Below are 24,364 nucleotides of genomic sequence, written 5' to 3' on the forward strand. Positions count from 1 at the left end.
AAGGCACTGCAAAACAATAAACTACCGGACACCCAGTGCTCGAGACTCGAATGATGTTGACATCAAAGCCAGTTCAGTTGAATTCTATCTGCGAAAAACGAAGTCAAAATGCAGTTTGCGGAAAAAGCGAAGCGGCAGTGGATCGCTTGACGCGACTGTAGCCACAGTATGATGTTCGGCATGGTTGGATCATCTGCATCGAACCATGAACGCCAACAAGTTTGAATTTAAGACAAGTTACCCCGTTACGATAAGTCCGGTAGTTTATTGTTTTGCAGTGCCTTAGTATTACTTCTCACCAGCCCGCTGAATGCGATCGTTCAGGGCGGCGCCGATGCCCTCGGGTGTCACGCGCTGCAGATACACGACGCGCAATCCACGACGATCAACTTCGCGCAAGGCTTCGTACAACCGATGCGCATACTGTTCGCTAGTGGCAAAGATCTCGACCCACCCAAACTCTGCGGCTGCCGTATGTGGTTCCAGGCCGACATAAGCGGTGTCACTAGCCGCTGGAACCTGGCCTGCATGATCGACCAGTTCCACTTGGGCTTGTGGACGATAGTGGGGATGCAAACGTCCCGGCGAATTTTCGCCGCTCTGGGCTATGGAGCCAGCCATGATCATCGACGGCACGATTTGCCGTAGCTCAGCCAGCGATATGCTACCTGGCCGTAAGATGCGTGGCGGATCACTCATACAATCCACCACGGTCGACTCTAATCCCACTCGGGCTGGATCGCCGATCAGCACTCCGTCGATGGCATTGCCAAAGTCCTCCAGTACGGCTTGCCAGGTCGTAGCGCTGGGACGTCCGGAGCGATTGGCACTCGGGGCCGCAATAGGAATCGTGGCTAGTTCCAACATGGCCAGCGTCAATGGATGATCGGGGATACGCACGCCGACAGTTCCCAAGCCTGCAGTGACTGCGGGCACGATATCGTCACGTCTGGGCACCACGACTGTAAGCGGCCCTGGGGCAAAATGCATCAGCAGGTCAAACGCGACTTGGGGAATGTCGCGGGCCGCCAGCACAATATGTCCGAGGGCGGGCAGATGGACAATGAGTGGATTGTTCGTCGGTCGCCCTTTGACGCTGAACAGTCGCTCGACCGCGCGAGCGTCCGTTGGATCCACGCCCAAGCCATAAACGGTCTCGGTGGGAAACGCGACCAGTTTGCCTGAGCGGAGCATTTCGGCCGCGCGCAGCGGATCGGTGATTAATTCCGCAGTCATTAAACGAAGGTCGCTTTCCTTTTGTTTCCGGGCAAAGCCTAGGGGACAATGGCGCCGGAGCGCTAGTGGGCCACCAGAATGCGTGAGCGATTTTGGCAGCCCGAAGTGGCCGACTTGGACTATAATAAAGGAAGATCGCCGATTCCCCACCCACCCTACCGATCCCACCTATGATTCTGCGAACCACCTTCCTGACGCTGGCCTGTTTGTGGGCCGTGCCGATCGCTGCCGAAGAGCCGCTTGATTTCAATCGCGATATTCGTCCGATTCTGTCCGAGAACTGCTTCTATTGCCACGGCCAAGACGGCAATAAACGCGAAGCCGATTTGCGACTGGATGTGCGTGAGGCGGCTGTTAACGCGAAAGCGATTGTCCCAGGTGACGCGGCCGCCAGTAGCCTGGTCGCCCGCATTGGCAGCGCCGATCCTGACACGTTGATGCCACCACCTAAGTCGAATCGTCGGCTGACTGCCGAGCAAAAGCAGTTGCTCGAGCGCTGGGTTAATGAGGGAGCGGGTTACTCGCAGCACTGGGCATTCGTTACTCCCAGCCGTCCAACCCTGCCGGAGATTGACAGTCCACTGTCCGCCGCATCGGCCATCGATCGTTTTATCTTAAGCAAGTTGGATAGCCATGGCTTGACGCTTTCCCCCGAGGCCTCGCGGGCGACCATTTATAAACGCCTGTCGATCGACTTGCTGGGCATGCCGCCGAGCATCGTCGAGGTACAAGAGTTCGAACAAGATCCCCGCCCCGATGCATATGAGCGGTTGGTCGATCGCTTATTAGCTAGTCCGCGTTACGGCGAACGCATGGCGCTGCCATGGTTGGATGCAGCGCGGTATGCCGATAGCAACGGGTTTCAACAAGATGGCGATACCTGGCAATGGCTGTGGCGTGACTGGGTCGTGCGCGCGATGAATGCCGATATGCCCTTCGATGATTTTACGATTTGGCAACTGGCCGGAGACCTCTTGCCCAATGCGACCGAAGATCAAAAGATAGCCAGCGGCTTCAATCGCAATCACTTATTGAATGGCGAAGGCGGAGCAATTGCCGAAGAGCAACGCTGGGTCAATTTATTCGATCGCATGGATACGACCGCCACCAATTGGTTGGGGCTGACGATGGCATGCGCGCAGTGTCATGATCACAAATATGATCCGCTAACTTCGAAAGACTATTACAGCATGTTGGACGCGTTTAATCGCGTTCCCGAATCGGGTACTCCACAACGTTTTTCATCGCGCATTCGTGTGGCTCCGCCGCTGATCGAATTGCCCACCGCAGAAAACAACGCTCGCATCGCCGCCTTCGAACAGCAGATCAACGCCCTTCAACCCAGCGCCGCAGTACAGATCGAGGCTGCTTGGAGTGGTTGGCTCGCTGCCATAACATCTGAGCTAACCGCCGAGGCGGTGAAGAATTTGCCTGAGCGTGCGAAGGAGCTTTTAAAGAAAGCCGAGGCCGAACGAACAGAAGATGAAAAGAAGGAGCTCGATGGTGGGCTGCGAAAATACTTTGACGAAAAAGTTCGTCCCACGCTTTTGGCCAAGTTGCCCGACTTGGCCAAGCAAGAATCCTTACGCAGAGAGTTGGCGGAATACAAAGCCGATCAGATTCCGCGCGCGATGATTATGAGCGATGACAAACCGCGCGAGACCGCCATCTTGGAGCGCGGCGAATATCTCAACCCCACGACTAAAGTATCGTTTGCCACCCCGGAGTTTCTGCCGCCTTTGCCCGACGGTGCACCGCCCAATCGACTGGGGTTCGCCCAATGGTTGATGGCGCCAGATCATCCGCTCACGGCGCGCGTTCAGACCAATCGGATGTGGCAACACTTCTTTGGCTTGGGCATCGTCAAAACAACGGAAGACTTAGGAGTGCAGAGTGAATATCCACTGTACGGTCAATTGCTCGACTGGTTGGCGGTTGAGTTTCGCGACAGCGGTTGGAGTAGCAAGTGGATGCATCGCAAGATTGTATTAAGCGCGGCTTATCGCCAAACAAGTCGCGTATCGCCTGAACTGAAATCGCTCGACAGCGATAACAAACTATTTGCACGGGCCACGCGCTTTCGCATGCCCAGTTTGTTGCTGCGCGACTGGGCCTTGGCCGCCAGTGGACTGCTCGACGGACGTTTGGGCGGAGTACCGGTGTATCCGTACCAGCCCGAAGCAGTTTGGGAAGCGCTGGCCATAACCAAAGAACGCGACTTCACTTACCCTGCATCCAGTGGTGCCGATTTGTATCGACGCAGCGTGTACACGTTCTGGCGCAGAACAGTTGGTCCGGTCAACATGTTCGATGCATCGAGTCGACAGACCTGCCGCGTGCGCATGTCTACGACCAGTACGCCACTGCACTCCTTGACAACGCTAAATGACCCGACGTGGGTTGAAGCGGCCCGCGTCTTAGCCCAGCACGCTCTGCAACATGCTAGTGATCTGCCCGCACAATTGCGCTTCGCCGCTCAGCGCGTCTTATGTCGGCAAATAACCAGTACCGAATTGGACATGCTGACCAGAGCTTATGACAAGCAATTGACCATTTACGTTGGTGACCAATCAGCCTGTGAACAATTGCTGAGCGTCGGAGCTGCCACGCGCGAAAGGTCGTTACCGGCCCCACAACACGCCGCCATGACGCAAGTCTGCTTGGCGCTGCTGAACCTGGACGAAGCGCTAACCCGGGAGTGATTCCTACTCCTACTCCTACTCCTACTCCTACTCCTACTCCTACTCCTACTCCTACTCCTACTCCTACTCCTACTCCTACTCCTACTCCTACTCCTACTCCTACTCCTACTCGTGCTCGTGCTCGAAATGGTCTCGAGTCGAGTACGACGACGATTAGGAGTAGGAACGCAGGACTATTTGACTACTGTACACGATGGGTATGACGAGAATAAACTTAAAGATATGAGCACCCCATCCAAAACTAGCTATGTCACGCCAATTCTGCTGTTTGCGGTTATGCTGCTAGCGTTGCAGTGGCCGAAGATCAAATCGATGGTCTGGCCTGAGACGTTTCCCGAACCAGCCTTCACGTGGCAGCATGATTATTCCTCTGCCCAGAAGATCGCCGAGGAAAAACAGCAAAACTTGCTGGTAGTCTTCAGCGCCAGCTGGTGTCCGCCGTGCAAGCGCATGAAACAGGAAGTCTGGCCCGACCCGGCGGTCGGCCAGGCCGTTCAGGCCAGTTATGTGCCAGTTTATATCGATGTGGACGAGGCCAAAAATGAAAGTCTGGTCAACCGATATCAAGTGCAGGGGATCCCGGCCATCTTCATTCTCGACACCCAGGGTGGCGTTGTCCGTCAAGCAAATACCATGTCCAGTAGCGATATGGTTGGTTTTTTGACTAAGCACGTCGACACGTCCAATTCGGGATTAGGGCACTCTTCGCGTCAGGGGGAGTAAAGCCCAGGACGAACCAAACAATCTAAGACAAAAAAATTGAAAGTGTGTTCTGCCGACAGATGAGGTCGAAGTCAGGGCGCAAAGCGGTGGTTTGGGAATACCACCTGACCACGAAGATGCCTCGTAACCAACCTGAGCTACAATCCGAAGATCTTTTGCTGGTCGAACATGCCGATCTTCGACCACCTCATGGACTTGCCGTGCAGGGCCATAGTGGCCACGAACTTCACGCCATGAGGCCTCTAGGCTTTATTGGGTATTTTTACGCTGTCTAAGTGTTGTTCACCGCGGAATTGGTTTGTTCATGCCACCGTCCTCGATTCCTGTTTGTGCCCTAATCCCGAATTGGACGTGTCGACGTGCTAGGCAAGTAAACACAGTCGAACCGAGAGGATAGCCAATTATAATATCGGCATCGATCTTCTCTTTGGACTGCTATGCTATGCGAATTCTGCCGATCCTGCTCTGTGCTCTTCTCTGCCAACTACTGATTGCTGGCAAAGCCAACGCGCAAGCTGCGCGACCCAACGTCGTTGTGATTTTGACGGACGATCAAGGTTGGGGTGACTTGAGTCTGAACGGCAATTCCAACTTGTCGACGCCCAACATCGATTCCCTGGCGCGGGATGGCGCCCGTTTCGATCGCTTCTATGTTTGTCCAGTGTGCTCACCAACTCGAGCGGAATTTCTGACCGGTCGTTATCACCCTCGCGGCGGCGTGTATGCGACATCAACCGGTGGCGAGCGTTTGGACTTGGATGAGCGCACGGTGGCGCAGCTATTCAAGGCAGCTGGTTACCGCACCGCTGCGATTGGCAAGTGGCATAACGGTTCGCAGTATCCTTATCATCCGCTAGCCCGGGGGTTCGATCAGTATTATGGGTTCACCTCTGGACACTGGGGCGATTACTTTGCGCCGCCGCTGGAGGAAGATGGCTGGCCGACGACCGGCAAAGGTTTTATTGCCGATGACTTGACCGACCATGCGCTAAAGTTCATTGACAACAATCAAACGCATCCATTCTTTCTGTACTTGCCATTCAACACGCCACATTCGCCCATGCAAGTGCCCGACAAGTATTGGGACAAGTTTCGGCAGCGACCATTGGCGATGAAGGGCAGCGATAAAGAAGACGTCAATTTCACTCGCGCTGCCTTGGCGATGGTGGAGAATATCGATGGGAACGTCGGCCGCGTGTTGAATCGACTCAAAGATTTGAAGCTCGATCAGAACACAATCGTTGTATTCTTTTGTGATAACGGTCCCAACAGTGATCGCTGGAATGGCGGCATGAAGGGCCGCAAGGGTTCGACCGATGAAGGCGGTGTGCGTTCACCGCTGCTGGTGCGTTGGCCGGGACGAATCGCACCGGGGCGTTTGATCACACAAATCGCTGGAGCCATAGATCTCTTGCCCACGCTAACTGATTTGGCTGAAGTACCAGTCATTGGTACGCAACCGCTGGATGGTTCAAGTTTGCGAGTGCTACTGGAAGGTACGGCTGCTGCCATTCCCGAGCGAACGCTCTTTTCAACTTGGGCCGGCAAAGTCAGCGCTCGCACGCAACAGTTCCGATTGGATGATTCTGGGCAGCTGTTCGATATGACGACCGACCCGGGGCAGAAGAAAGATGTAACAACCAAATTTCCGGACATAACCCACGAGTTGCAAGTTCAGGTCAACCAATTCAAGTTCAACGTGCTGGGAGAATTGCCACCGACTGACGAACGACCATTCCCAGTCGGTCACCCTGACTTTATCTACACTCAGTTGCCTGCCCGTGATGGTCGGGGCACAGGCAATGTCCAGCGCTCTGCCAAGGCACCCAACTGCTCGTACTTTACCAACTGGAAGAGCACCGAAGACTCGATCGTCTGGCCGGTGGAAGTACTCGGCAGCGGCAACTACGAAGTCAGCATCATGTACGCTTGTCCAGCCAGCGATGTAGGCAGTGAGTTTGTGGTTCAGTGCGGACCAGCTCAGCTGAAGTCAGTGGTCAGTGAAGCTCACCAACCACCGGCTCGTGGCAACGAAAACGACCGCGCGCCGCGGGACAGCGAATCACTGGTCAAAGATTTCCGCCCCATGCGCGTGGGTGAAATCAAACTGAACGCCGGTCGCCATGATTTAACGTTGAAGGCCACCCAGGTCGTCGGCCAACAAGTCATGGAACTTCGCAGCCTGATCCTCATTCGCAAGTGAACCCGTAGCGGAATGCGTCAAGCATTTCGGGCAGCATCTCGAAAGATCGAAAGCCTTGACGGCTTCCGCTACGAGATATTAGAGATCCGCGAAGATCTGATCTAACAAGTCGCGTTCGGCTTCGGGGTCGTGGTGATATTGCAGATCTTCTGCGGCTGTTGCGCCCCGCGAGATTTCCTGCAGCTCCATCACGTCCATCAAGATTTGCGAAGCCAGGTCGACTTCATCGACATCTTGCAGCGACATCTGTGCAATGGACTCAGCCGCGATGAAGTTCGACTGACCTGAATCTATGCCTAGGAAATCAACCGCTGACGCATTCGCTTCGATCATGGGTGCTGCCGTTATGGGCGAGGATTCAGCATCACTCAAGTTAGAGTTTGAAGTAGTAGTGTCGATCGATTGCCGGTGAAGTGCGGAGGCATCGGGAATTGACTGGGCCAGGCCATTGATAAAGGCTTCGGTTTGTTCAAAGCCTTGTGCGTTGCGATTCCAACTGCCTTCGCTAAAGCTCACGAAGTCACTTCCGCGCAGCCACTGAGTTTCTTGGCTCGAGCCAAACAACTGGGCAATGTCGCGACCGCCGGCGCTGGCATGTGCGTAGACTTGTTCAAAGTACTTGGTCGAACTGTGAAAGCCGGGACCGATGATCGAAGCGGCATCACCACTGGTGGCGAATCGATCATCTCCAACCGAATCGTACAAGTCGGCCGTGTCGAATCCGCCTGAGTTGGCGTACACAAAGACACGTTCAAATCCGCGCACGGATACGAAGTAATTGTCGCTGGACAAACTGGTGAACTGCGGCCTTACGCTCAAACGATCATCGCCCACCGAATCGTACATGTAGGCCACATCTTGGCCCTGGCCGGTGGCGTTGACCAGGTAGCGATCCATATTTTGAACTGTGAATTTATACCCCAAGCCAGTCATCTCGGCGCGGTCTGAATTCACCGTCAGGATATCGTCGCCTTCCGAATCGAACATGGCCAGGCGGTCTTCGACGCCCAGTCCACTATCGAAGTTCACCATCTCGATCGATTGCGCCGTGAGAACCAGTTGCGTGTTCTCCAGCGTAAAGGATCCGAGCTTCATCTCCACCTTATCAGCCAGCGCCGAACCGATTACGTTCAGCGTATCGCTATTGGCTGTGCCATCGATCGAGATGCGGCTGACTTGACTGTTGAGGAAGTCGTACTGCACATTGCCAACTTGCAGCGCCACATTGTGACTCAAGTCGACATCGATTCTGTCAGCTTGGGCCGTATCACGAACCGTCAGTTCGTTGTTTTTCAACTGCACCAAGTCGACTAGAGTCAAATGACCAGTATCGTTGGCAGGTCCGGGCAGCAGAATATCAAACGACTGACCTACCGTGGCATTCAAATCCAAGCGCAGGCTGCCATCGGACCAGGTTGTATCGTTATGCCAAACGCCGCTGGCATCGCGCACCGCCAAGGCACCGCTGGCAGCATCTGGATTGTGCCACTGGAAGGTAAAGATGCCATCATGACGAGCCACCGCGCGATAAAGCGTGCCGGCAGATACATCGCGCGACAGCAGATCAACGGTGCCCAAGTCTTGAGCAGAACCGGGCGGTGGATTCGGATTGGGATTAACAGGTGGGCTCTGATCGGCTTGGAAAGCCAGATTGAATTGGAAAGGTCCAATCTCCCGATCGGCAACAACTCGCAGTTCGTAGCTCTGCCCCGCTTGGATATTCAAAGTTTGAGGTGCGAGTGAATCGCTGGCCAACGTTCGATCACCGCTAGTCAAATTCCACTGCAAACCATCCAGCCAGTCGCTGTTGGCATCCAGCGTCAAGCGACCGGATTGATCGGCTGTAAAGCGGTATACATCGGTATCACCCAGATGATTGATCCACCCATCAAAAGACTTAGTAGAGAGCGACAGAGCTTGCGCAGTTCCAGCGCTTGCACCGACGTTGTCATCTGGAATCAGTGAGTCGATGGCCTGCTGCAGATTCAGTCGATCATAGTTGGCACCGGTGATCGAATCGTAAACCGTATCGGCTGTGGTATGCAACCAATCCATGATGCGAGCGGGCGTGATGTTTTCGACTCCGACCATCTCCATGGCTTCACGCACCAGTACCGATGCGCCTGCCACGTAAGGAGCAGCCATGCTGGTACCGGTGGCCGTGCTGAAGTCGTCTATCTTGCCATCGCGACCGAGCACATGATCAGGCACAGTGCTCAGAATATTGCGACCAGGCGCGGCCAGGACACGCTGGCTGCGCTGACTGAAGTCGCTCAGCGAACCATTGTCATCGACGCTGGCCACGGGCAAAACATAAGGACTGGCGGCCGGATAGCTGAGGCCAGGAGCGTTGTATTGTTTAAAGGCGTTGCCAGCCGAAGCCGTAACGACGATGCCATCGTTGTAAAGTTGCCGCAGTTCGTCTTCCAGCGTTGCCCAACCGGGAACGGTATCTGCGTTCCAGGTCGAGCCCAATGACAAGTTAACGGTCGTGATAGGATTGGCAAACGAATTGCGATTGTGATGCACCCACGCCAAGGCTTGTTCGACCCATTCCAAGTTGCCTTGACCGGCATCGTTGAAGACACGCAGTCCAACCAGGTCCACATCTGGGGCCACGCCAGGTGTCTGCGCGCTATCGCTACCGATGATGCCCGAGACGTGAGTGCCATGAAAGCCAGTCGGGCCATCGTCGTAAGGATTGCTGTCGTTCTCTGCGAAATCCCAACCGCCCACCACGCGGTAGCCTGCGCCAAAACCCTTGCCCAGGGCTACGTGATTCCAGGCGATGCCGCTATCAATGACGGCTACTGTCTGACCAGTCCCTTTCAGTCCGAACTCTTGTTGCACAGAGTTCCAACCGGTCTGCTGATGAGCATTGGAGGATTGCGGTTCAAGGCCAGGAGCGGAACCAATTTCGCTGCTAGGAAGAGTCAGGTCAGCAGTGGGATTAAATTGCGACCCCAACAGACCGTGATGCTGCAGTTGCCAGGGATCAACGACATCGCTCAGCAGCTGTGCCGACAGGACCAGGCGTGGCTCGCAGGCTTCCAGTCCCGTCGACTGCGGCACAGACAATCGTCTACGCAGTTCGGCAGCCCGACGTTGATGATCTGAATTAATGCGGGGTGATTGGGGTGGCATAGGCTTCCAGCCAGTGTTTATGCGGCCCAAGCCATCGCAGCTTGCGTCTCGAATTCGACCAGCTGGTATGCGTTTGCCACAGTACAACCGTTAAGGTTGGAAAAGTCGATGAACCGGTAGAGAGTTCCTGGTCTAGCTTAGGTTAGCCTACAGACCAGTGCGCGAAAGAAGCTGAGTTTTTCCTTGGAGTGCGGTGCCATCTGGCACCGCTTTGATGTAAGCGAAGTCTCCAAACGCAGCCAGAGTCACTCTGAAAGTTTGGAGTCACCTAGTTCGTGCAGGCTGCGGCAAAGTTGGGTTATCACATCAAAGCTACGGCTGCGCCGCAGCACTCCAGGGAGTCACCTTTGGAGTGCGGTGCCATCTGGCACCGCTTTGATGTAAGAGAAGTCTCGAAACGCAGCCTGAGTCACTCTGAAAGTTTGGAGTAACCCAGTTCGCGCAGGCTGCGGTAACGTTGGGTTATCACATCAAAGCTACGGCTGCGCCGCAGCACTCCAAGGACGTTTAATTCAGCGCGTTTTCTACCGCGTCGATGATTTTTTGTTCGCTCGGGCTGATGCTGCCGAATCCGAAGAGGCCGCCGCAGGCGGTGGCGATGCAGCGGACTTGATGCATGATGGTCATTTGCAAGTTCTCGCGCGATTCGCCGTCGAGCGAACGAGCCAGCGACTTGGCGTATTCGACCCACGTCTCAAACAGTTCTAGCGGTGGGCGAGTCGACATCCAGCTCTTGAGCAACTGGTACGATGGATCTTCGGTGGACATGCCTGCCTTTTCCGCTGCTTGCAACAGTCGAAAACGTTCGTTTTCTTCCAGCCGATCATCGGCCCAGGCGACGGCGACCAGGGGGATCAGTCGCAAGGCTGCTAGCGTTTCGACTGAAATATTGTGCTTGGCGATCGCCTGGCACACTTTGTCGCTCTCCAGGCCCGTCAAACGTTGAATGGCTGCAGCGCGTTCTTCGTTGGCTGCCTGAGCTCGAAGGTTATCAAGCAGCTTCTGGTCGACGTTTCTGAAGAAGCCTTCTTCCAGTTTGGACCATGAATTCGAGTTGTCAGCCATAAAACCCTCGGGTTGCTGGGCAAGTTAATCAGAGCAGGATCTCTATACTGCAGTATGATAAACTTCCCGCACCGAAGGGCAACCACACTCCGAGCTTTGTTACCAAAGGCGGGTGTGCTAAACTGGCACGGGAGAATTCTTGCGTTCAAGACAGGTTAGGATAAATGCGGCAAGTTAAGCTGATAGCGCTCATCGTTTTGACGTTAGTTGCCGGTTTGCTCATGCTCCAGAACTGGGAACCGGTCAAAACCAACGTGCTTATCTGGACTGTGCAGCCGCCGTTGGCCGCACTACTACTTGGAGCGTTGATCATCGGGTACGGGTTGGGGTTATTGACCACGGCCTTGATGAAAGTGCGCACTTGGCGCAGCGAAGCTTTGGCAGCCCGAAAACTGGCGGCCTTGGATAAAACGCCTGTTTCGGTGGATTCAACGCGCACCTAAACCCTCACCGGCGGGCGGACAACTCCGTGGCGAAAGAAATTTCCTCACACAACTTTTATCGAAATGAGCACGAGCTTTTCTAACCACCGACCGCACTTTCGGTGCTTTTTGATTTAAATTCTGTTGGTTCGTTTGGGTCGAATTGAACGTGTTGATGTGACATAGGCTAGAAGCCTATGCCACACTTTGAGGCAAGCAAATGGATTTCATCGCCCTGGATTTTGAGACGGCCAACAGCCGATCCGACAGCGCATGTCAACTGGCCATGGTAGTTGTGCAAGGCGGCCAGATCGTCGATGAACATTGCTGGTTGGTGCGTCCTCCGCGCATGTATTTCTCGCCACGCAATATCATGATCCATGGCATCCAGCCCGACCATGTGCAGCGTGCCCCCAACATGCAGCAGCTCTGGCCTCAGATCCAGCCGCTGATCGATGGTCAGTTATTAGTGGCTCACAACGCCGGCTTTGATATTGGCGTTTTGGTCGCTAGCCTGGCGGCATTTGATATCGCTTGTCCGTATCTCGAATTTTCTTGTACGCGGGCCATCGCCCGCAGCGCGTGGCCGGGACGCAGTCGTTACGGACTCAAGCCACTGGGCACGTGGCTGGGCATCGACTTCAAACATCATGACGCGCTGGAAGATGCACGCTGCTGCGCGCAAATCGCGCTGGCCGCCGCCCAGGCCTATGCGTCCGAAGCGTTTTCGTCGTTTGCGGATTTCGAGCAGCGGTTGAGACTATCGCGCGGCAAATATAGCTTGGGTCGAATCAGCGGACCTAAAGCCATCGGGCGCAGGCCGCTCCTGAGAAGCACCACTAGCTTGTCGCCGCCTTCGGCCCACGCGATCAGGCCGCACGCGCATGTTCAGCCCGGTCTGTCGCTGGCCACAGATGCACCCGCGACTGCCCCAGCTGGATTTCATCGAGCGCGACCAACCAGTCGCGGCACCATCGATCCGCTGACGATTATCGATGCCGCAGCCGGCAATCGGCCACTGGCTGGCAAGTCGATTGTGTGCTTGGGAACCCTGCGAGGTTTGACGTTGGACGAGACGCGGATATTGATCGAGGCCTTGGGTGGTCAACTGCACACGGCCATCGGTCCGCAGGTAGATTACGTTGTGGCCTGTGGTGGCGTGTTGCTGGACGATGCCAATCAAATGCTGAGCACTCAACCACCATCGCCCGCGACGCCTACCATTCGCGTCTTGAGCGAACGGCAGTTCCTGGCTCTGTTGCCGGCCGGTAAAGCCGCGGTACGCTGGTGAACGGTTGTGGCAACTTTTGGCTTGCGGTTTACAATCGAAGCTAACCATGGACCAATCTAGTGTGCCGTCACCCTGTAAACGTATTTGCCAACTTGATCGCAAGGATATATGCATCGGGTGCGGTCGGTCACGCCGGGAAATCGGCGAGTGGAGCTCGGCAAGTCTGGCCCGGCAGGCAGAAATCCTGGCCAAGTCGACCGATCGCTTGGAGCAATCCGAGCAATCCCGCCAGAATATAGAATTTTGAAATCTCAGACCCCGACGGGCGCTTCGACAATCTGGCTGGCCACGACTAAAATGAGGCACCTATGGGTCGGCCTTCGACCTACCCTGTTTTGGGCCCGCGAATTTACGCTAGAGGTGATTTTAGATGCAGTTAGCTCAGTTCTACGCACCGGGGCGATGTGCCCTTTCGTTTGAGCTGTTTCCACCTAAGTCCGATGCACTGATGGAAACGTTGCTGACCACCGTCTCGGAACTGATGCGATTTCGTCCCGATTACATGACTTGCACCTATGGCGCCGGCGGATCAACTCGCGATCGCACGTTGCAAGTGGCCACCAGCGTGCTTGAAAAGTTTGGGGTACCTGTCGCCTCGCACCTGACCTGTGTTGGATCGACACGCGATGAATTGCGAGCTTATCTGAATACAGCGATCGAGCGCGGCATCAGTTACATCGTGGCCTTGCGCGGCGACCCGCCCAAAGGTGAAAGCACTTTTCAGATGACCGAAGGCGGTCTGCGGTACGCCAACGAACTGGTCGAGATGATTCGGGCTGAGTTCAAGAACTTGGGAATCGCGGTAGCCGGTTATCCCGAAGTCCATCAGGAGTGCACCAATGCCGAGCTCGACTTGCAAAACCTCAAACGCAAAGTCGATGCCGGTGCCGATATCGTGATCACGCAGCTGTTCTACGACAACGAAGATTTTTATCGCTTCCGCGATGCCTGCATCAAAGCCAAAATCGATGTGCCTATCGTGCCAGGCATTCTGCCAGTGACCAACCTGGCCCAAATCAAGCGCATCACTGCCTTGTGCAAAGCCAAATTGCCGGACAGTTTTGTCAATCGTCTCTCTCAAAAAGAAGATGAGCAGTGGCAATTCGAAGTCGGCGTTGAATACGCTCGCGCTCAAGTGCAAGAGTTGATGAATGCCAGCGTGCCGGGCGTTCATTTTTATGTGCTGAACAAATCCCAAGCGACCAATAAGATTCTCGAGGGCCTGGCTGGTTTTGCCAGCCGTCGCGGAGCTGCTTGAAACTTGTCTGAAGTTGGAGAAGGGAATACTTCCAACGTGTTGCATGTGCTGACTGGCTCGCGTTTGCATTTTGGCCTCTTGGAATTGGCCGAGAACCAGCCCAACCGCTATGGTGGTTTGGGCATGATGATCGATTTGCCCAGTCTCCAACTCCGTCTGTCAGACCAGTACCCTACACAGCCACCAATTCAGCCGGGTAACCATTCCGAAGTGCAGCGGCGCATTGAGATGACCACGCGGCACACGCTCGAAGCATTGGGCGCAGCCGACTCATGGAAACCACACATCAAGTTGATCGATTGTCCACCGATGCATAGTGGTTTGGGCGTCGGCACTCAATTGGCATCCGCTGTGGCGACACTCGTTGAGCGGGCTTACTTGCTCAAGTGGACGGATGTGCCACTGCCACGCTTTGGTTCATCCAGTGCCGAGCGCATAGAACAGGCAGTGGCCAGGCTGGCGCATCTGGCGGGTCGCGGCAAACGCTCGGCCATTGGCTTGCACGGTTTTCTCTTCGGTGGCCTGGTCAAGGACCTGGGATACAATAGTTTCCCACGCTCCGACTCCAGCCCTACCCCAGCGGTGCGTCCAATCCATACACAGTCGACGGCGATGCCCAATCAATGGCGAGTTGTGCTGCTAACATCGGTGTGTACCGGTGATATGTGTGGAGTGCATGAAGATCGCTTGATCGATCGAGCTGGGATCGCGCCCAATCCCAATCGCGCGCAGATGTTGGCGCTAGCGAGCGCCTGCGCGGAGGCGGCCAGCAACCAGCACTTCGAAGCCTTTACGCAGGCACTTGATCAATACATGGAACTGGCGGCTCGCTTGTTTGCGCCTGTGCAAGCAGGGCGTTATCGCGATGAAGTGACAACCCAGCGCGTCGAGAAGATGCGTCAAGCCGGTTTGGCTGCAGTTGGACAAAGTAGTTGGGGACCAACCGTGTTTGGTTTTGCTCCCACGGAGTTGGCAGCGACCAGCGCCGCGGAAAAGCTCAACCAACAGTTTAGTGACGAGACAGTCCGCGTTCTGGTAACGGCGCCACTCAATCAAGGCGTCCGCTGGCTATGGCGCGCACAGGAAGAACTTGAGTATGCCCGCTAATCTAACTCCGCAATATCACAAGGCCGAGGCTGCCTATCGACAAGCGCAAAGCCCGCAGGAGGAACTCGATTGTCTGCAAGTTATGCTGCGCGAGATTCCCAAACACAAGGGCACCGATAAACTACAAGCGGATTTAAAAGCCAAGATTGCCAAGCTGAAAACGGAAGTGCTGAAAGCCGCCTCCAGTCCGGCCACGGGCAAGGCGGCTACCAAAATTCCGCGGCAAGGCGCTGGTCGCATCATCATGATTGGAGCGCCCAATACGGGTAAGAGTCAACTGCTAGCCGCGCTGACCCGCGCGCAACCCGAGATCGCACCTTACCCGTTCACGACCCAAAGTCCCATGCCGGGCATGATGTTGTTCGAAGATTGTCCCTTTCAACTGATCGATATGCCGCCAGTAACCGCTGACTTCATGGACCCAAGTACCATTGGACTGGTACGCGGCGCCGATATTGTTTTTCTGGTTATTGATTTGGCAAGCGATAGTGTGCTGGAGGATACGCAAGCCGTGTTGGCACGCTTTGATGCCAAGACCAGGTTGGCAGCCGAAAGTTATTTGGATGAAGATGACCTGGGTGTCTGCTACACGCGTACTTTTATGGTGCTCAATAAGTGCGATGATCCCGGCGCCAACGAGCGCTTAGAGATGTTGGATGAATATGTGCTCGGCCCCATGAAGATGGAACGTTTTCAAGTTAGCGCCACCGAAGGCACCGGACTGGAGAAACTGCGGCAACGAGTATTCGAGTGTCTGGAAATCGTACGCGTATACACCAAACATCCGAAGCAGAAAGACCCGGATATGACCAAGCCGTTTACCATTCGACAGGGTCAAACCCTAGTCGAGGTCGCAGAGTGCGTGCATCGCGAGATGGTCGATTCGCTCAAAGGCGCGCGAGTGTGGGGCAAAGCTGTGCACGACGGGACCACCGTCAAACCCGACTACCAGCCGTTGGACAAAGATATTGTCGAGCTGCATGTATAAGCCGTAGCCACCGTCGCCAGACGGTGGAAGCGTTGAATCCAACTGCAGCTACAGTTAAGTTCACTTGAGATTTGGAATCGCATTGTTCCAAACCTCAAGTTGAATTAAGTCAAATGGCTTTCAACGTATACTTCAATCGCTACGCTGAAGGTTGCCACATTGATTGAGCTGACGATTACTTATCGTTCTTGTCGCTCTTGTCTTGCTTATCTTTCTGGCTGTCACCCTTTTCGCCATGGCTGGCTAGCGACATGGCAATCTTTTGAGCTTGTTCCAGGTGTTGGCGTGTCGATTGCTCGCCCTTGGTGGCAAGTTGCTGAAGCTCTTGCGGTCCCGAATTCTTCAAGGCTTGCAGGTGCGCCAGCATGCAGGTGTGAGCGACAATCTGTTGCCCAATATAGGCCATCTCAAAATCGCCACCTTCATGCTTTTCGAGCATTTGGCGGGTCATTTGTAGTTCGATGTCGCATGTCTGATCGGTTAACGCGACCAGTTGTTGCGGGACATTGCCGCTCATGTTGCTTTGGACTCGATTGTCGTTCAGACCACCCTGCAACTGCGTAATGGGCGCAGTGCCTGGATTGATTGCAGCACCTGGATCTTGGGCTGCGGTGCGAGGTTGGTCACGATTTTGACCATCGGTATTGGAATCCGAGTTCCGAGTATTATCTTGATTTCGCGCTCGCTCCTGCAGGTCCTTATTTGGCTGATCGCCGGCACGATCTGCGGCTGGGTTGTCATTGGGATTGCGCAGGCCTGGTTGCACGTTGGTGGACTTGCCATCGGCCGAGCGGCGAGGATTGCCTACGCCTTGGTCGAATTGTTCTAACTGCTGAATCATTTGCTGATGTTCTTTGACCATCATCTGGGCAAATTGCTTCACGCTGTCAGTACGTGCTCGTTCTGAGGCCAACTGACCGAGTTCGACTTCGGCTTCGTTACCGCGTTTGAGCTTGTGTGCGATGAAGGCATTGAGGCTAACGCCCTGAGCCATTTGAGCGTCTTGGGCGCGACCGGCCTGGGCTTGAGCAGCTGGACGTCCAGCGGGATCTTGGGCTGATTGAACTGGTGCTGTGGGACGCTGTGTTGGCGATTGAGCGGGAACCTGAGCACCAGGTTGTTGGGCTGTGGCCAACGAGGTTGTACTAGCGATGGCAGCGACGAGAGCCAAACGGCTGATTGAACGAAGCATGTGCGAAACTCCTTTTAGAGTGACAGACAAGGGGACCTGGGAACGCTTGCAAAACTACGAGCGTTGATAGGTTGCTGTGCAATCGCAAAGGGCGCGCCGCATCAAGGTCAGCGTGGGCCTCAAGCCACTCGATATGACCAAGTTGAGCCTTATGGGAGGTTGCCACGTGTGGTCGTCAACAACAAAGAACCAATGATGAGCAGGCCAATGCAGCTGGCCGTGATGCTGGCCAGCAAAACGACGCCCGCCGATATATCGAGCGCTCGCCCAACTTTCGCGTTATGCTCGCGACACAAGCCAGCGGCTAGCTCTTCGATCGCGCTATTCGCCAGTTCAGCAGCCAACACCATCCCTATACACAGAATGAGCACGCACCAGTGCCACAACTGAGCATGCAAGATCTTGGCCACGATCAGCACCAAGGCAGCCACTGAGAAATGGACATAGAAACTGTTCTGATCCTCTACCCCAAAGACCAGCCCACGACCAGCCAACGAAAATTTGCGCAGCCATCTGCGAAGAAGTGCTTGAAACATATACCGACCCAAAGACAAGAAGAAGTTTTACGATCATCTCCATCTTAGTTGTTCCGCCGGCAGGGCGAAGGTCCTCCTGAGCCAAACACTGCTCTGAAGCACGGACAATGTCCCGGGGATGCCGCTTATTGAAACGCAGAGTCCGCAGAGTCCGCTGAGAATTTTCACTGCGGGCCTCTGCGTCTCTGCGTTTAAATATGGGATCCTGTTAACCAGATTCTCACCGACCGTTGGTCCGGGAGGGCGAAGGAGCCTTCACCCTCCCCAGGGCAAAGCCTGGGAAAGAGGTGACTATGAACGGGAGTGGTGGACTAAGTGTGCCAGGTCAGATAGCAGAAGCTTTTCGGTGGCCAAGCGCACGGCGTTGGTTGAGCCGGGAAGGCAGAAGACAAGCACCTTGCCGACACGGCCAGCCATGGCTCGACTGAGCATCGAAGCGGCGCCGATCTCGGCGTAGCTGAGCATGCGAAACAATTCGCCGAAGCCGGGCAGTTTGACTTCCATCATCGGCTCTACGGCTTCGGGAGTGCAATCGCGAGGAGCTACACCAGTGCCACCCGTGATCAGCAGCGCATCGGCATCGAAGACTTGCGATTCGGCGACGACAGCTCGAATGGCCTCGATTTCATCTTTCACGATGCGGCGATCGACAATTGCATGTCCAGCTTGACTGAAGCGATCGACGAGCAGTTGACCGCTGGTGTCGGTCTCCAGAGTGCGCGAGTCGCTGACCGTCAGCACCATAATGCGCAGGCTCTTGCCTGCGCTTTGCTGTCGATGCTGGGCCGCTGGGCTATGGCTCGCTCGTCCCGAGTTGGCAGAACTCTCAGGCTCGGTCACTTATGATTCACTTTCGACCAGTCTTTACGCTGACGGCTGCTGGGGATGGCCATCTTCTTGCGATATTTGGTAATGGTGCGTCGAGCCACGGTCAGACCCAGCTTGGCCAGCTCTTTCACCAGGTCGTCGTCGCTGTACGGATTTTGCTTATCTTCCTTGTCGATCAGCTCGTTCAGCCGGATGCGAATCGTGTCCCAGGCGACATCTTCGCCATCTTCGCTGCGCGTACCACCGACAAAGAATCGCTTCAGTGGAAAGATACCGCGTGGAGTTTGAATCCACTTATCATCGACGGCTCGCGAAATGGTAGTCACGTGGACACCAACGGCGTCGGCAATCTGCTGCATCTTCAGCGGCTCAATGAACTCAGGACCGTCATCTAGAAATCGCTTTTGATAATCGACAATCTCTTGCGATACTTTTAGAACGGTCGATCGCCTTTGCTGAATGGCTTCGATCAGCCAGTTGGCGGCTTCGATTTTGCGGCGAATGAATTCTTTTTCTTCCGTCGTTGCGGCGGGATCGGCCAGACGTCGGCGATAATATTCGCTGATTCGCAGCGGCGGTAAACGATCGTCTTCCAAACGCACGGTGTACTTGCCGTCAGCATCAGCTTCGACCATAACGTCCGGTGTTACGATCGGCACGTAAGCTTCCAGAAAAGCCGCACCGGGTTTGGGATTGAGATGATGAAACTCTTCGCGAGCTGCTTGGATCATCTCGATGCTGAAGCCCGTCTTCTTTTCGATCAGGGGCAACCGATTTTCAGCCAGGTCTTCCAAGTGATCCTGAATCAGGACCTTCAACTCCTCGTAGAGATAGGTGTCGGGTTTAAGCTGATTGAGCAAGCACTCGCGCAGGTCACGGGCGGCAATGCCAGGTGGGTCGAGCGATTGCACGATCAGTAAAGCTTCTTCGGCCCGTTTCAAGTCTTCACTAGTATGTTCGGGTGGAAGCAGATCGCGCAAACTGGTTTTAAAGTAGCCACCGTTGCGTGCATCAAGCGTGGAGATAATACGCTCAGCCAACTTCTCCACGTCGCTATCAATATCCAGTTCAGCCAATTGGTGATCGAGATAATCGTTGAGGGACTCGGGCCGTTCGAGGGCATTGGCCATCAAATCATGCTGACGATCCTGAGCTTCCTGCATGCGGTTGCTAGAGCGACGAAAGTCGTCGAAGGAATCGGGCATTTCCGAATCCATGTTGGCCAGGCGCTCAAAGTCCTCTGAGTTGGACTGGTTGTCCTGGACAACCAATTCTCTTTCATCTTCAGCTGGGCGATTGGGATCGACCTGCTCGTCTTCTTCATCGATCTCTTCGGGCAGATTGGGATCGGCTTCCAACGCTTCGAGCATTGGATTCTCGTTCATCTCCTGTTCGATGCGTTCTTGCAAAGCCATCACGGGCATCTGCAGGATTTCCATCGATTGGATCATTTTCGGGGCCAGCTTCTGCGTCTGCAGTTGCTTGGTTTCCATGCCGAATGACAAACGCATTTTCGTTTCCTCACGCGCCCTAACGGTTTAAAGGCGATTCATTTCCGCTGATCCAAAACTATCACGTAGCGAGCTGGCAACCAGTCGCCACCCGAGCTCGCGGTGCCCATCAACTATACCATTTTTACAGCTCGAAGCACGCAGACAAGCTCCGCTGGAATGAAATTTGCACCGAGCGTGGCTAAATTGGGGCGCAAGTTGCGCCTGAAAATCGTGCCCAAAAGTCCAGTGGCTTGACCTGACGGCCAAAGCTAATCTTTTGCCCTAGCGGACTATTTGACCCGCACTCACTGGGAGCCGGCCGAGAATTTCTTATACCGCTGCTGCGGACCTACAGAGCCTGCCGATTGCAAACGATAGGCCAGGATGGGTTAATTTTTCTGATGCTAGCGAAATGGAGTCAGTTGCGATGCGTCGAGCAATATTGGCGTTAAGCCTCTTAGGGGCAAGCTTTTCGACTGGCAATCAGGTATTGGGCCAAGAGGAACGAGCGCCTGTGGCCAATGCTATCGGCCGCTTCTTCGGGTTTGGTTACAGCGCGGGCTACCATGCGCAAGCTGAAAGCCGCTTCGGCATGCATCGCTATGTCCCCACTCATAACGTTGTGCCCCAGCCGCCCCGCGGCATGTCCGCTATGCCCGCTATGCCCGCTGCTTATGGTCATGTCCAGCCAGGAGTCATATATGGCCAGCCCAGCACCAGTTCGATGGGAACGCCCATGTTGGCTCCACAATTGTCACAGCCCATGACGGCGCAGCCTATGAACATGGGGGGCCAGTCGTTTGTGCCGGCGCCGCCCGCTGAGCCCGTCAAGCCCGTGGTGCCGCCACCTACCTGGCTGAAAGGTTTCCTGAAAGATCAACCACCGGCCTCTCAACCACCGGCCTCTCAGCCAGCGGTGACTCCTGCTCCCTCGACACCTGAGGATAACGATAGTCTGCTAAACGACAGTTCGCCAAGCGACCAGCGCGGGGCCTATATCATGCTCTCACCGCAAGAGAGCGTTGCTACCCCGACGCAAATTGGCCGTCGGCCGGTCGTTTCAATTCTGCAGCAGTAGGCATATCCGACTGCGAACTGAATTTCCGCCGCCCACTTCGCGCAAGTGGCCTCAGCGGGCACAATTTGGTGCGATACTTAAACCACCCGATTATGCCCAAGACCCTGGAGGCCGCTGATGTTGGAACGTTCGCTTGTTTTGCTGAAACCCGATTGCGTTGAGCGTCGTTTGATGGGCACGGTCATAGCGAGGTTCGAAGCCAAGGGCTTCAACATCGTCGCTGCCAAGATGCTGCGCGTGACGCCCGAGCTGAGCAAGGAACATTACGCCGAACACGTCTCCAAGCCCTTTTACAAGAGCCTGGAAGACTTCATCACCTCGGCACCCATCATGGCTTTGGCTATCGAAGGACTGGATGCGATTCGAGTGATCCGTGAAATGTTGGGGGCAACCAATGGCCTGAAGGCTGCACCGGGTACCATTCGCGGTGACTTTTCGAGCTCGCGGCAGATGAACCTGGTTCACGCCTCAGATAGTCCAGAGAGCGCCGCCCGTGAACTGAAGCTTTATTTCAAGCCCGACGAGATCTGCGAGCATGAGTTGCGTCTGACTCCATGCTTGCGGGCCGCAGACGAGTGAGCACCCGCTCATGAACAATCAGCGCTTGGCCATACTTCTGACATTAATCGCGCTACTGACTGTGCCTGAAAAGATTTGGGCGCAGTCCTTCGCCGTGCGAGTGGCTGTCAATGATGTGGATACGGCTCAGCCGTTGCCTGCTCGGGTAACGCTCAAATCCACTGGCCCAGACGAAACCTACTATTTCTTTCAAAGCGAGCATCCAGACGGGACTGCGGTAACTTACGACAAGCAGAACTGGATCAACCAGCGCTCGATCGAACGGCATACCACACTCTCGGCGCATTCGGCCGTGGCAACAGTACCGTCGGGCGAATATCTGTTGTCGGTCGATCACGGCCATGCCTATATACCGTATCGCCAGACAATTTCCGTGGAGCGTGATCAGCGGATCGACATTCAGCTAAAGCGCTGGCTTAATCCCGCAGCCGCCGGTTGGTATGCCGGTGATACGCATATCCATCGCGGTGTTGAAGAGCTGCGAAACGTTGTTCTGGCTGAAGACTTAAACGTGGTGTTGCCGCTGACCAATTGGGTCACGATCGCTGGCAAGCCACCTACCAGCGGCGACAAGAACATCGCTGATGCGGCGCGATCGGACCTGATCGCCGTTGATCCGTTGCATGTGATTTGGCCGCAGAACACGGAATACGAGATCTTCACCGTGGGCGGCAAGGCGCACACGTTAGGTGCTCTCTTTGTGCTCGGTCATCAGCAACAGTTGCAGCAAGGTGTGCCGCCTTGGAAGACGGTTATCGAATCGTCGCTCCAGCAGAATTCAAATGTCGCTTTGGACATGGACAAGCTCGATTGGCCTTTCGCCATGCTCTTGCCCACGCTGGCCCCGCATGCGCTTTACGAACTGGCTAACAACCATGTGTGGCAAACCGAGTTTGCCTTTCGGCAATGGAATTCACCTGCCCCCAACTTCTTGCAGCCACCCTACGGTACCAATTCAGGCGACCATCGTCAGTGGCTCGACTATACCCATGGCATGTACTACACGCTGCTCAATTGTGGCCTGCGCTTGCCACCTTCGGCAGGCACAGCCAATGGAGTGCATCCAGTACCCGCAGGCTTTGGCAGAGTTTATGTGCAGGTGCCCGATGAGTTTTCTTTTGACAAGTGGATGCAGGGATTAAAGGCCGGTCGATCCTTTGTTACCACTGGACCGATGCTATTGGCAACTGCCAACGGCCAGCAACCGGGCGAAGTCTTTCGCTGGTCGAGCGACCAAACGCAAAGTATCGAACTGAATATACAAGTCGATTCGCTGCAACCGCTGCTCTACGGGGAAGTGATCATCAACGGTCGCCCCGAGCTGTTGCTGCGTGCGCAGAATGCCAAGACCGATATCGATGGCGTTTATCGCACGCTCATCCGTCACTCGATTGCCCCCACGCGTTCTGGCTGGGCCGCCATCAAATTCTGGCAGCAGTCGCCCGATGGCCAGGTGCGATTTGCACACACCGCGCCGTGGTACTTCGAAGTCGATAAGCAACCAGTGAAGCCACGGAACTATGAAAAGCAATATTTGATAGAGCGTATGTCGAACGAGCTGGAGCGTTCGCGCGATGTGCTCAGCTCCGCTGCATTGTCGGAATACGAAGCAGGTTTGAAGTACTATCAATCGCTGCCGATGTACGATGATTCAGTTGAAGTGTACGCTTCGGGGCGACCGCTGGGTGGCAAGGCGGATGCCTTGCGCTGGACTAGCAACTTCGAGATGCACCGCTTGAGCGCCGATGAAGTTCGAGCTGCCACGGGGTTACCACTGGATCGCGCTGCTCCGAACAAGGGCGCAGCGTATGGACCTGAGCAGAGTGGCCTGCGGATTCTTCCGTATCCAGGCGGTCGGCATCCTCGACGTGGTTTTTTGGATGGAGCGATCAATCCAGAACGCGAGACCAAAGTCAGTGTATTTCCACCTTGGGACAAAGGTGGTGAAGCGGGGTATGTAGTGGTTGATGTGCCCGAAGCGATCTTTTCGAATTTGGGGCTGACGTATCTGGCTCATCAGCACATCCCCACGATCTGGGACGAGCAGAAGATCAAGCTTCCGAGGCTTGAGTGGCAAGATGGTCCAAACGGTCTTTCGCTTAATCGCCGCTTGCCAAACGGTATCAGTTTTGCTTCGAAGGTCAGCATCGAAAACGAAGCTGTACAGATGCGCATACAACTGACCAATGGAACCGCGGATAAATTGCGTGGCTTGCGAGTACAAGTTTGCACGATGCTCGGCGGCTTAATTGGTTTCAACAACCAAGAGCCATTGGAATCGCATACCGAAGGTGCCATGATTGCAGTGCGTAGTCGCGACGCCAATCGCTGGCTGATTACCAGTTGGCTACCCAATGATCGCGTATGGCAGAATCCGCCGGTCCCCTGCATTCACTCCGATCCTGTGTTTCCAGATTGCGACCCGGGCCAGACGGTTGAAGTCAGCGGTTTTCTACGGTTCTATGAAGGTGACGATCTGCGAGCCTGGCTGAAGCAGCTTCCGAAACAGCAACCTTAGA

The 24,364-nt window shown here is 55.1% G+C and carries 19 protein-coding genes; 12 read left to right on the plus strand and 7 right to left on the minus strand.

What is annotated here, in order from left to right; all coding sequences use genetic code 11:
• Positions 1-288 precede the first annotated feature (288 nt).
• Positions 289-1,236, minus strand: a complete 948-nt coding sequence (locus SH573x_RS21795; RefSeq protein ID WP_479349902.1) for an L-threonylcarbamoyladenylate synthase — start codon at positions 1,234-1,236, stop codon at positions 289-291.
• A gap of 170 nt (positions 1,237-1,406) precedes the next feature.
• Between SH573x_RS21795 and SH573x_RS21800 the strand changes: the two genes are divergently transcribed.
• From SH573x_RS21800 to SH573x_RS21810, 3 genes are all read left to right on the plus strand, one after another.
• Positions 1,407-3,938 carry a PSD1 and planctomycete cytochrome C domain-containing protein gene (locus SH573x_RS21800; protein WP_479349903.1) on the plus strand — a complete coding sequence of 844 codons (2,532 nt, stop codon included), beginning with the start codon at positions 1,407-1,409 and terminating at the stop codon, positions 3,936-3,938.
• A gap of 222 nt (positions 3,939-4,160) precedes the next feature.
• Positions 4,161-4,661 (plus strand): thioredoxin family protein, encoded by a 501-nt coding sequence (locus SH573x_RS21805; RefSeq protein ID WP_479349904.1) that lies wholly within the window; start codon positions 4,161-4,163, stop codon positions 4,659-4,661.
• Positions 4,662-5,103: 442 nt separating this feature from the next.
• A complete protein-coding gene (locus SH573x_RS21810; RefSeq protein ID WP_479349905.1) occupies positions 5,104-6,864 on the plus strand; it encodes an arylsulfatase in 1,761 nt (586 codons plus the stop codon).
• Positions 6,865-6,942: 78 nt separating this feature from the next.
• Here the strand turns inward: SH573x_RS21810 and SH573x_RS21815 are convergent, their stop codons facing one another.
• Complete coding sequence (locus tag SH573x_RS21815; protein WP_479349906.1) at positions 6,943-10,008, minus strand: S8 family peptidase; 3,066 nt, start codon at positions 10,006-10,008, stop codon at positions 6,943-6,945.
• 507 nt (positions 10,009-10,515) lie between these two features.
• The gene (locus SH573x_RS21820) at positions 10,516-11,073 is read right to left on the minus strand and encodes a hypothetical protein (protein ID WP_479349907.1); all 558 of its coding nucleotides are present in this window, start codon (positions 11,071-11,073) and stop codon (positions 10,516-10,518) included.
• Between the two features lie 164 nt (positions 11,074-11,237).
• On the opposite strand from SH573x_RS21820, the gene SH573x_RS21825 reads away from it, so the two are divergent.
• From SH573x_RS21825 to SH573x_RS21850, 6 genes are all read left to right on the plus strand, one after another.
• On the plus strand, positions 11,238-11,516 hold the full coding sequence (locus SH573x_RS21825; RefSeq protein ID WP_479349908.1) for a lipopolysaccharide assembly protein LapA domain-containing protein: 279 nt from the start codon (positions 11,238-11,240) through the stop codon (positions 11,514-11,516).
• Between the two features lie 199 nt (positions 11,517-11,715).
• The gene (locus tag SH573x_RS21830) at positions 11,716-12,786 is read left to right on the plus strand and encodes a 3'-5' exonuclease (protein ID WP_479349910.1); all 1,071 of its coding nucleotides are present in this window, start codon (positions 11,716-11,718) and stop codon (positions 12,784-12,786) included.
• A gap of 46 nt (positions 12,787-12,832) precedes the next feature.
• Complete coding sequence (locus SH573x_RS21835; RefSeq protein WP_479349911.1) at positions 12,833-13,033, plus strand: DUF1289 domain-containing protein; 201 nt, start codon at positions 12,833-12,835, stop codon at positions 13,031-13,033.
• Positions 13,034-13,156: 123 nt separating this feature from the next.
• The gene (gene metF / locus SH573x_RS21840; protein ID WP_479349912.1) at positions 13,157-14,044 is read left to right on the plus strand and encodes a methylenetetrahydrofolate reductase [NAD(P)H]; all 888 of its coding nucleotides are present in this window, start codon (positions 13,157-13,159) and stop codon (positions 14,042-14,044) included.
• Between the two features lie 3 nt (positions 14,045-14,047).
• Entirely contained in the window at positions 14,048-15,151 is a 1,104-nt protein-coding gene (locus SH573x_RS21845) for a hypothetical protein (RefSeq protein ID WP_479349913.1), read from the plus strand.
• Entirely contained in the window at positions 15,141-16,139 is a 999-nt protein-coding gene (locus SH573x_RS21850; protein WP_479349914.1) for a GTPase, read from the plus strand. The genes SH573x_RS21845 and SH573x_RS21850 overlap by 11 nt, the downstream gene beginning before the upstream one ends.
• 175 nt (positions 16,140-16,314) lie before the next feature.
• On the opposite strand, the gene SH573x_RS21855 is transcribed toward SH573x_RS21850, so the two are convergent.
• The 4 genes from SH573x_RS21855 to rpoN form a co-directional block, all read right to left on the minus strand.
• Positions 16,315-17,331, minus strand: coding sequence for a DUF4142 domain-containing protein (locus tag SH573x_RS21855; protein ID WP_479349915.1), 1,017 nt, complete (start codon positions 17,329-17,331; stop codon positions 16,315-16,317).
• A 149-nt stretch (positions 17,332-17,480) separates the two neighbouring features.
• Positions 17,481-17,867, minus strand: a complete 387-nt coding sequence (locus SH573x_RS21860) for a diacylglycerol kinase (protein ID WP_479349917.1) — start codon at positions 17,865-17,867, stop codon at positions 17,481-17,483.
• A gap of 291 nt (positions 17,868-18,158) precedes the next feature.
• A complete protein-coding gene (locus SH573x_RS21865; RefSeq protein ID WP_479349918.1) occupies positions 18,159-18,707 on the minus strand; it encodes a MogA/MoaB family molybdenum cofactor biosynthesis protein in 549 nt (182 codons plus the stop codon).
• Positions 18,704-20,206 carry an RNA polymerase factor sigma-54 gene (rpoN, locus tag SH573x_RS21870; protein ID WP_479349919.1) on the minus strand — a complete coding sequence of 501 codons (1,503 nt, stop codon included), beginning with the start codon at positions 20,204-20,206 and terminating at the stop codon, positions 18,704-18,706. Before rpoN ends, SH573x_RS21865 begins: the two co-directional genes overlap by 4 nt.
• 409 nt (positions 20,207-20,615) lie before the next feature.
• Here rpoN and SH573x_RS21875 point away from each other — a divergent pair, with 409 nt between their 5' ends.
• The 3 genes from SH573x_RS21875 (at position 20,616) to SH573x_RS21885 (ending at position 24,363) form a co-directional block, all read left to right on the plus strand.
• Positions 20,616-21,266 carry a hypothetical protein gene (locus tag SH573x_RS21875; protein ID WP_479349920.1) on the plus strand — a complete coding sequence of 217 codons (651 nt, stop codon included), beginning with the start codon at positions 20,616-20,618 and terminating at the stop codon, positions 21,264-21,266.
• 120 nt (positions 21,267-21,386) lie between these two features.
• Entirely contained in the window at positions 21,387-21,845 is a 459-nt protein-coding gene (gene ndk / locus SH573x_RS21880; RefSeq protein WP_479356787.1) for a nucleoside-diphosphate kinase, read from the plus strand.
• A gap of 10 nt (positions 21,846-21,855) precedes the next feature.
• Complete coding sequence (locus SH573x_RS21885; protein WP_479349921.1) at positions 21,856-24,363, plus strand: CehA/McbA family metallohydrolase; 2,508 nt, start codon at positions 21,856-21,858, stop codon at positions 24,361-24,363.
• Position 24,364: the final 1 nt, after the last annotated feature.

This window comes from Rania fehmarnensis, from assembly GCF_056494185.1.

Coding starts and splice junctions, on each gene's coding strand:
- SH573x_RS21795 (WP_479349902.1), bottom strand. CDS start 1,236: ATGACTGCGGAATTAATCACCGATCCGCTGCGCGCGGCCGAAATGCTC.
- SH573x_RS21885 (WP_479349921.1), top strand. CDS start 21,856: ATGAACAATCAGCGCTTGGCCATACTTCTGACATTAATCGCGCTACTG.
- SH573x_RS21875 (WP_479349920.1), top strand. CDS start 20,616: ATGCGTCGAGCAATATTGGCGTTAAGCCTCTTAGGGGCAAGCTTTTCG.
- SH573x_RS21850 (WP_479349914.1), top strand. CDS start 15,141: ATGCCCGCTAATCTAACTCCGCAATATCACAAGGCCGAGGCTGCCTAT.
- SH573x_RS21815 (WP_479349906.1), bottom strand. CDS start 10,008: ATGCCACCCCAATCACCCCGCATTAATTCAGATCATCAACGTCGGGCT.
- SH573x_RS21810 (WP_479349905.1), top strand. CDS start 5,104: ATGCGAATTCTGCCGATCCTGCTCTGTGCTCTTCTCTGCCAACTACTG.
- SH573x_RS21820 (WP_479349907.1), bottom strand. CDS start 11,073: ATGGCTGACAACTCGAATTCATGGTCCAAACTGGAAGAAGGCTTCTTC.
- metF (WP_479349912.1), top strand. CDS start 13,157: ATGCAGTTAGCTCAGTTCTACGCACCGGGGCGATGTGCCCTTTCGTTT.
- SH573x_RS21805 (WP_479349904.1), top strand. CDS start 4,161: ATGAGCACCCCATCCAAAACTAGCTATGTCACGCCAATTCTGCTGTTT.
- rpoN (WP_479349919.1), bottom strand. CDS start 20,206: ATGCGTTTGTCATTCGGCATGGAAACCAAGCAACTGCAGACGCAGAAG.
- SH573x_RS21855 (WP_479349915.1), bottom strand. CDS start 17,331: ATGCTTCGTTCAATCAGCCGTTTGGCTCTCGTCGCTGCCATCGCTAGT.
- SH573x_RS21860 (WP_479349917.1), bottom strand. CDS start 17,867: ATGTTTCAAGCACTTCTTCGCAGATGGCTGCGCAAATTTTCGTTGGCT.
- SH573x_RS21825 (WP_479349908.1), top strand. CDS start 11,238: ATGCGGCAAGTTAAGCTGATAGCGCTCATCGTTTTGACGTTAGTTGCC.
- SH573x_RS21830 (WP_479349910.1), top strand. CDS start 11,716: ATGGATTTCATCGCCCTGGATTTTGAGACGGCCAACAGCCGATCCGAC.
- SH573x_RS21835 (WP_479349911.1), top strand. CDS start 12,833: ATGGACCAATCTAGTGTGCCGTCACCCTGTAAACGTATTTGCCAACTT.
- SH573x_RS21800 (WP_479349903.1), top strand. CDS start 1,407: ATGATTCTGCGAACCACCTTCCTGACGCTGGCCTGTTTGTGGGCCGTG.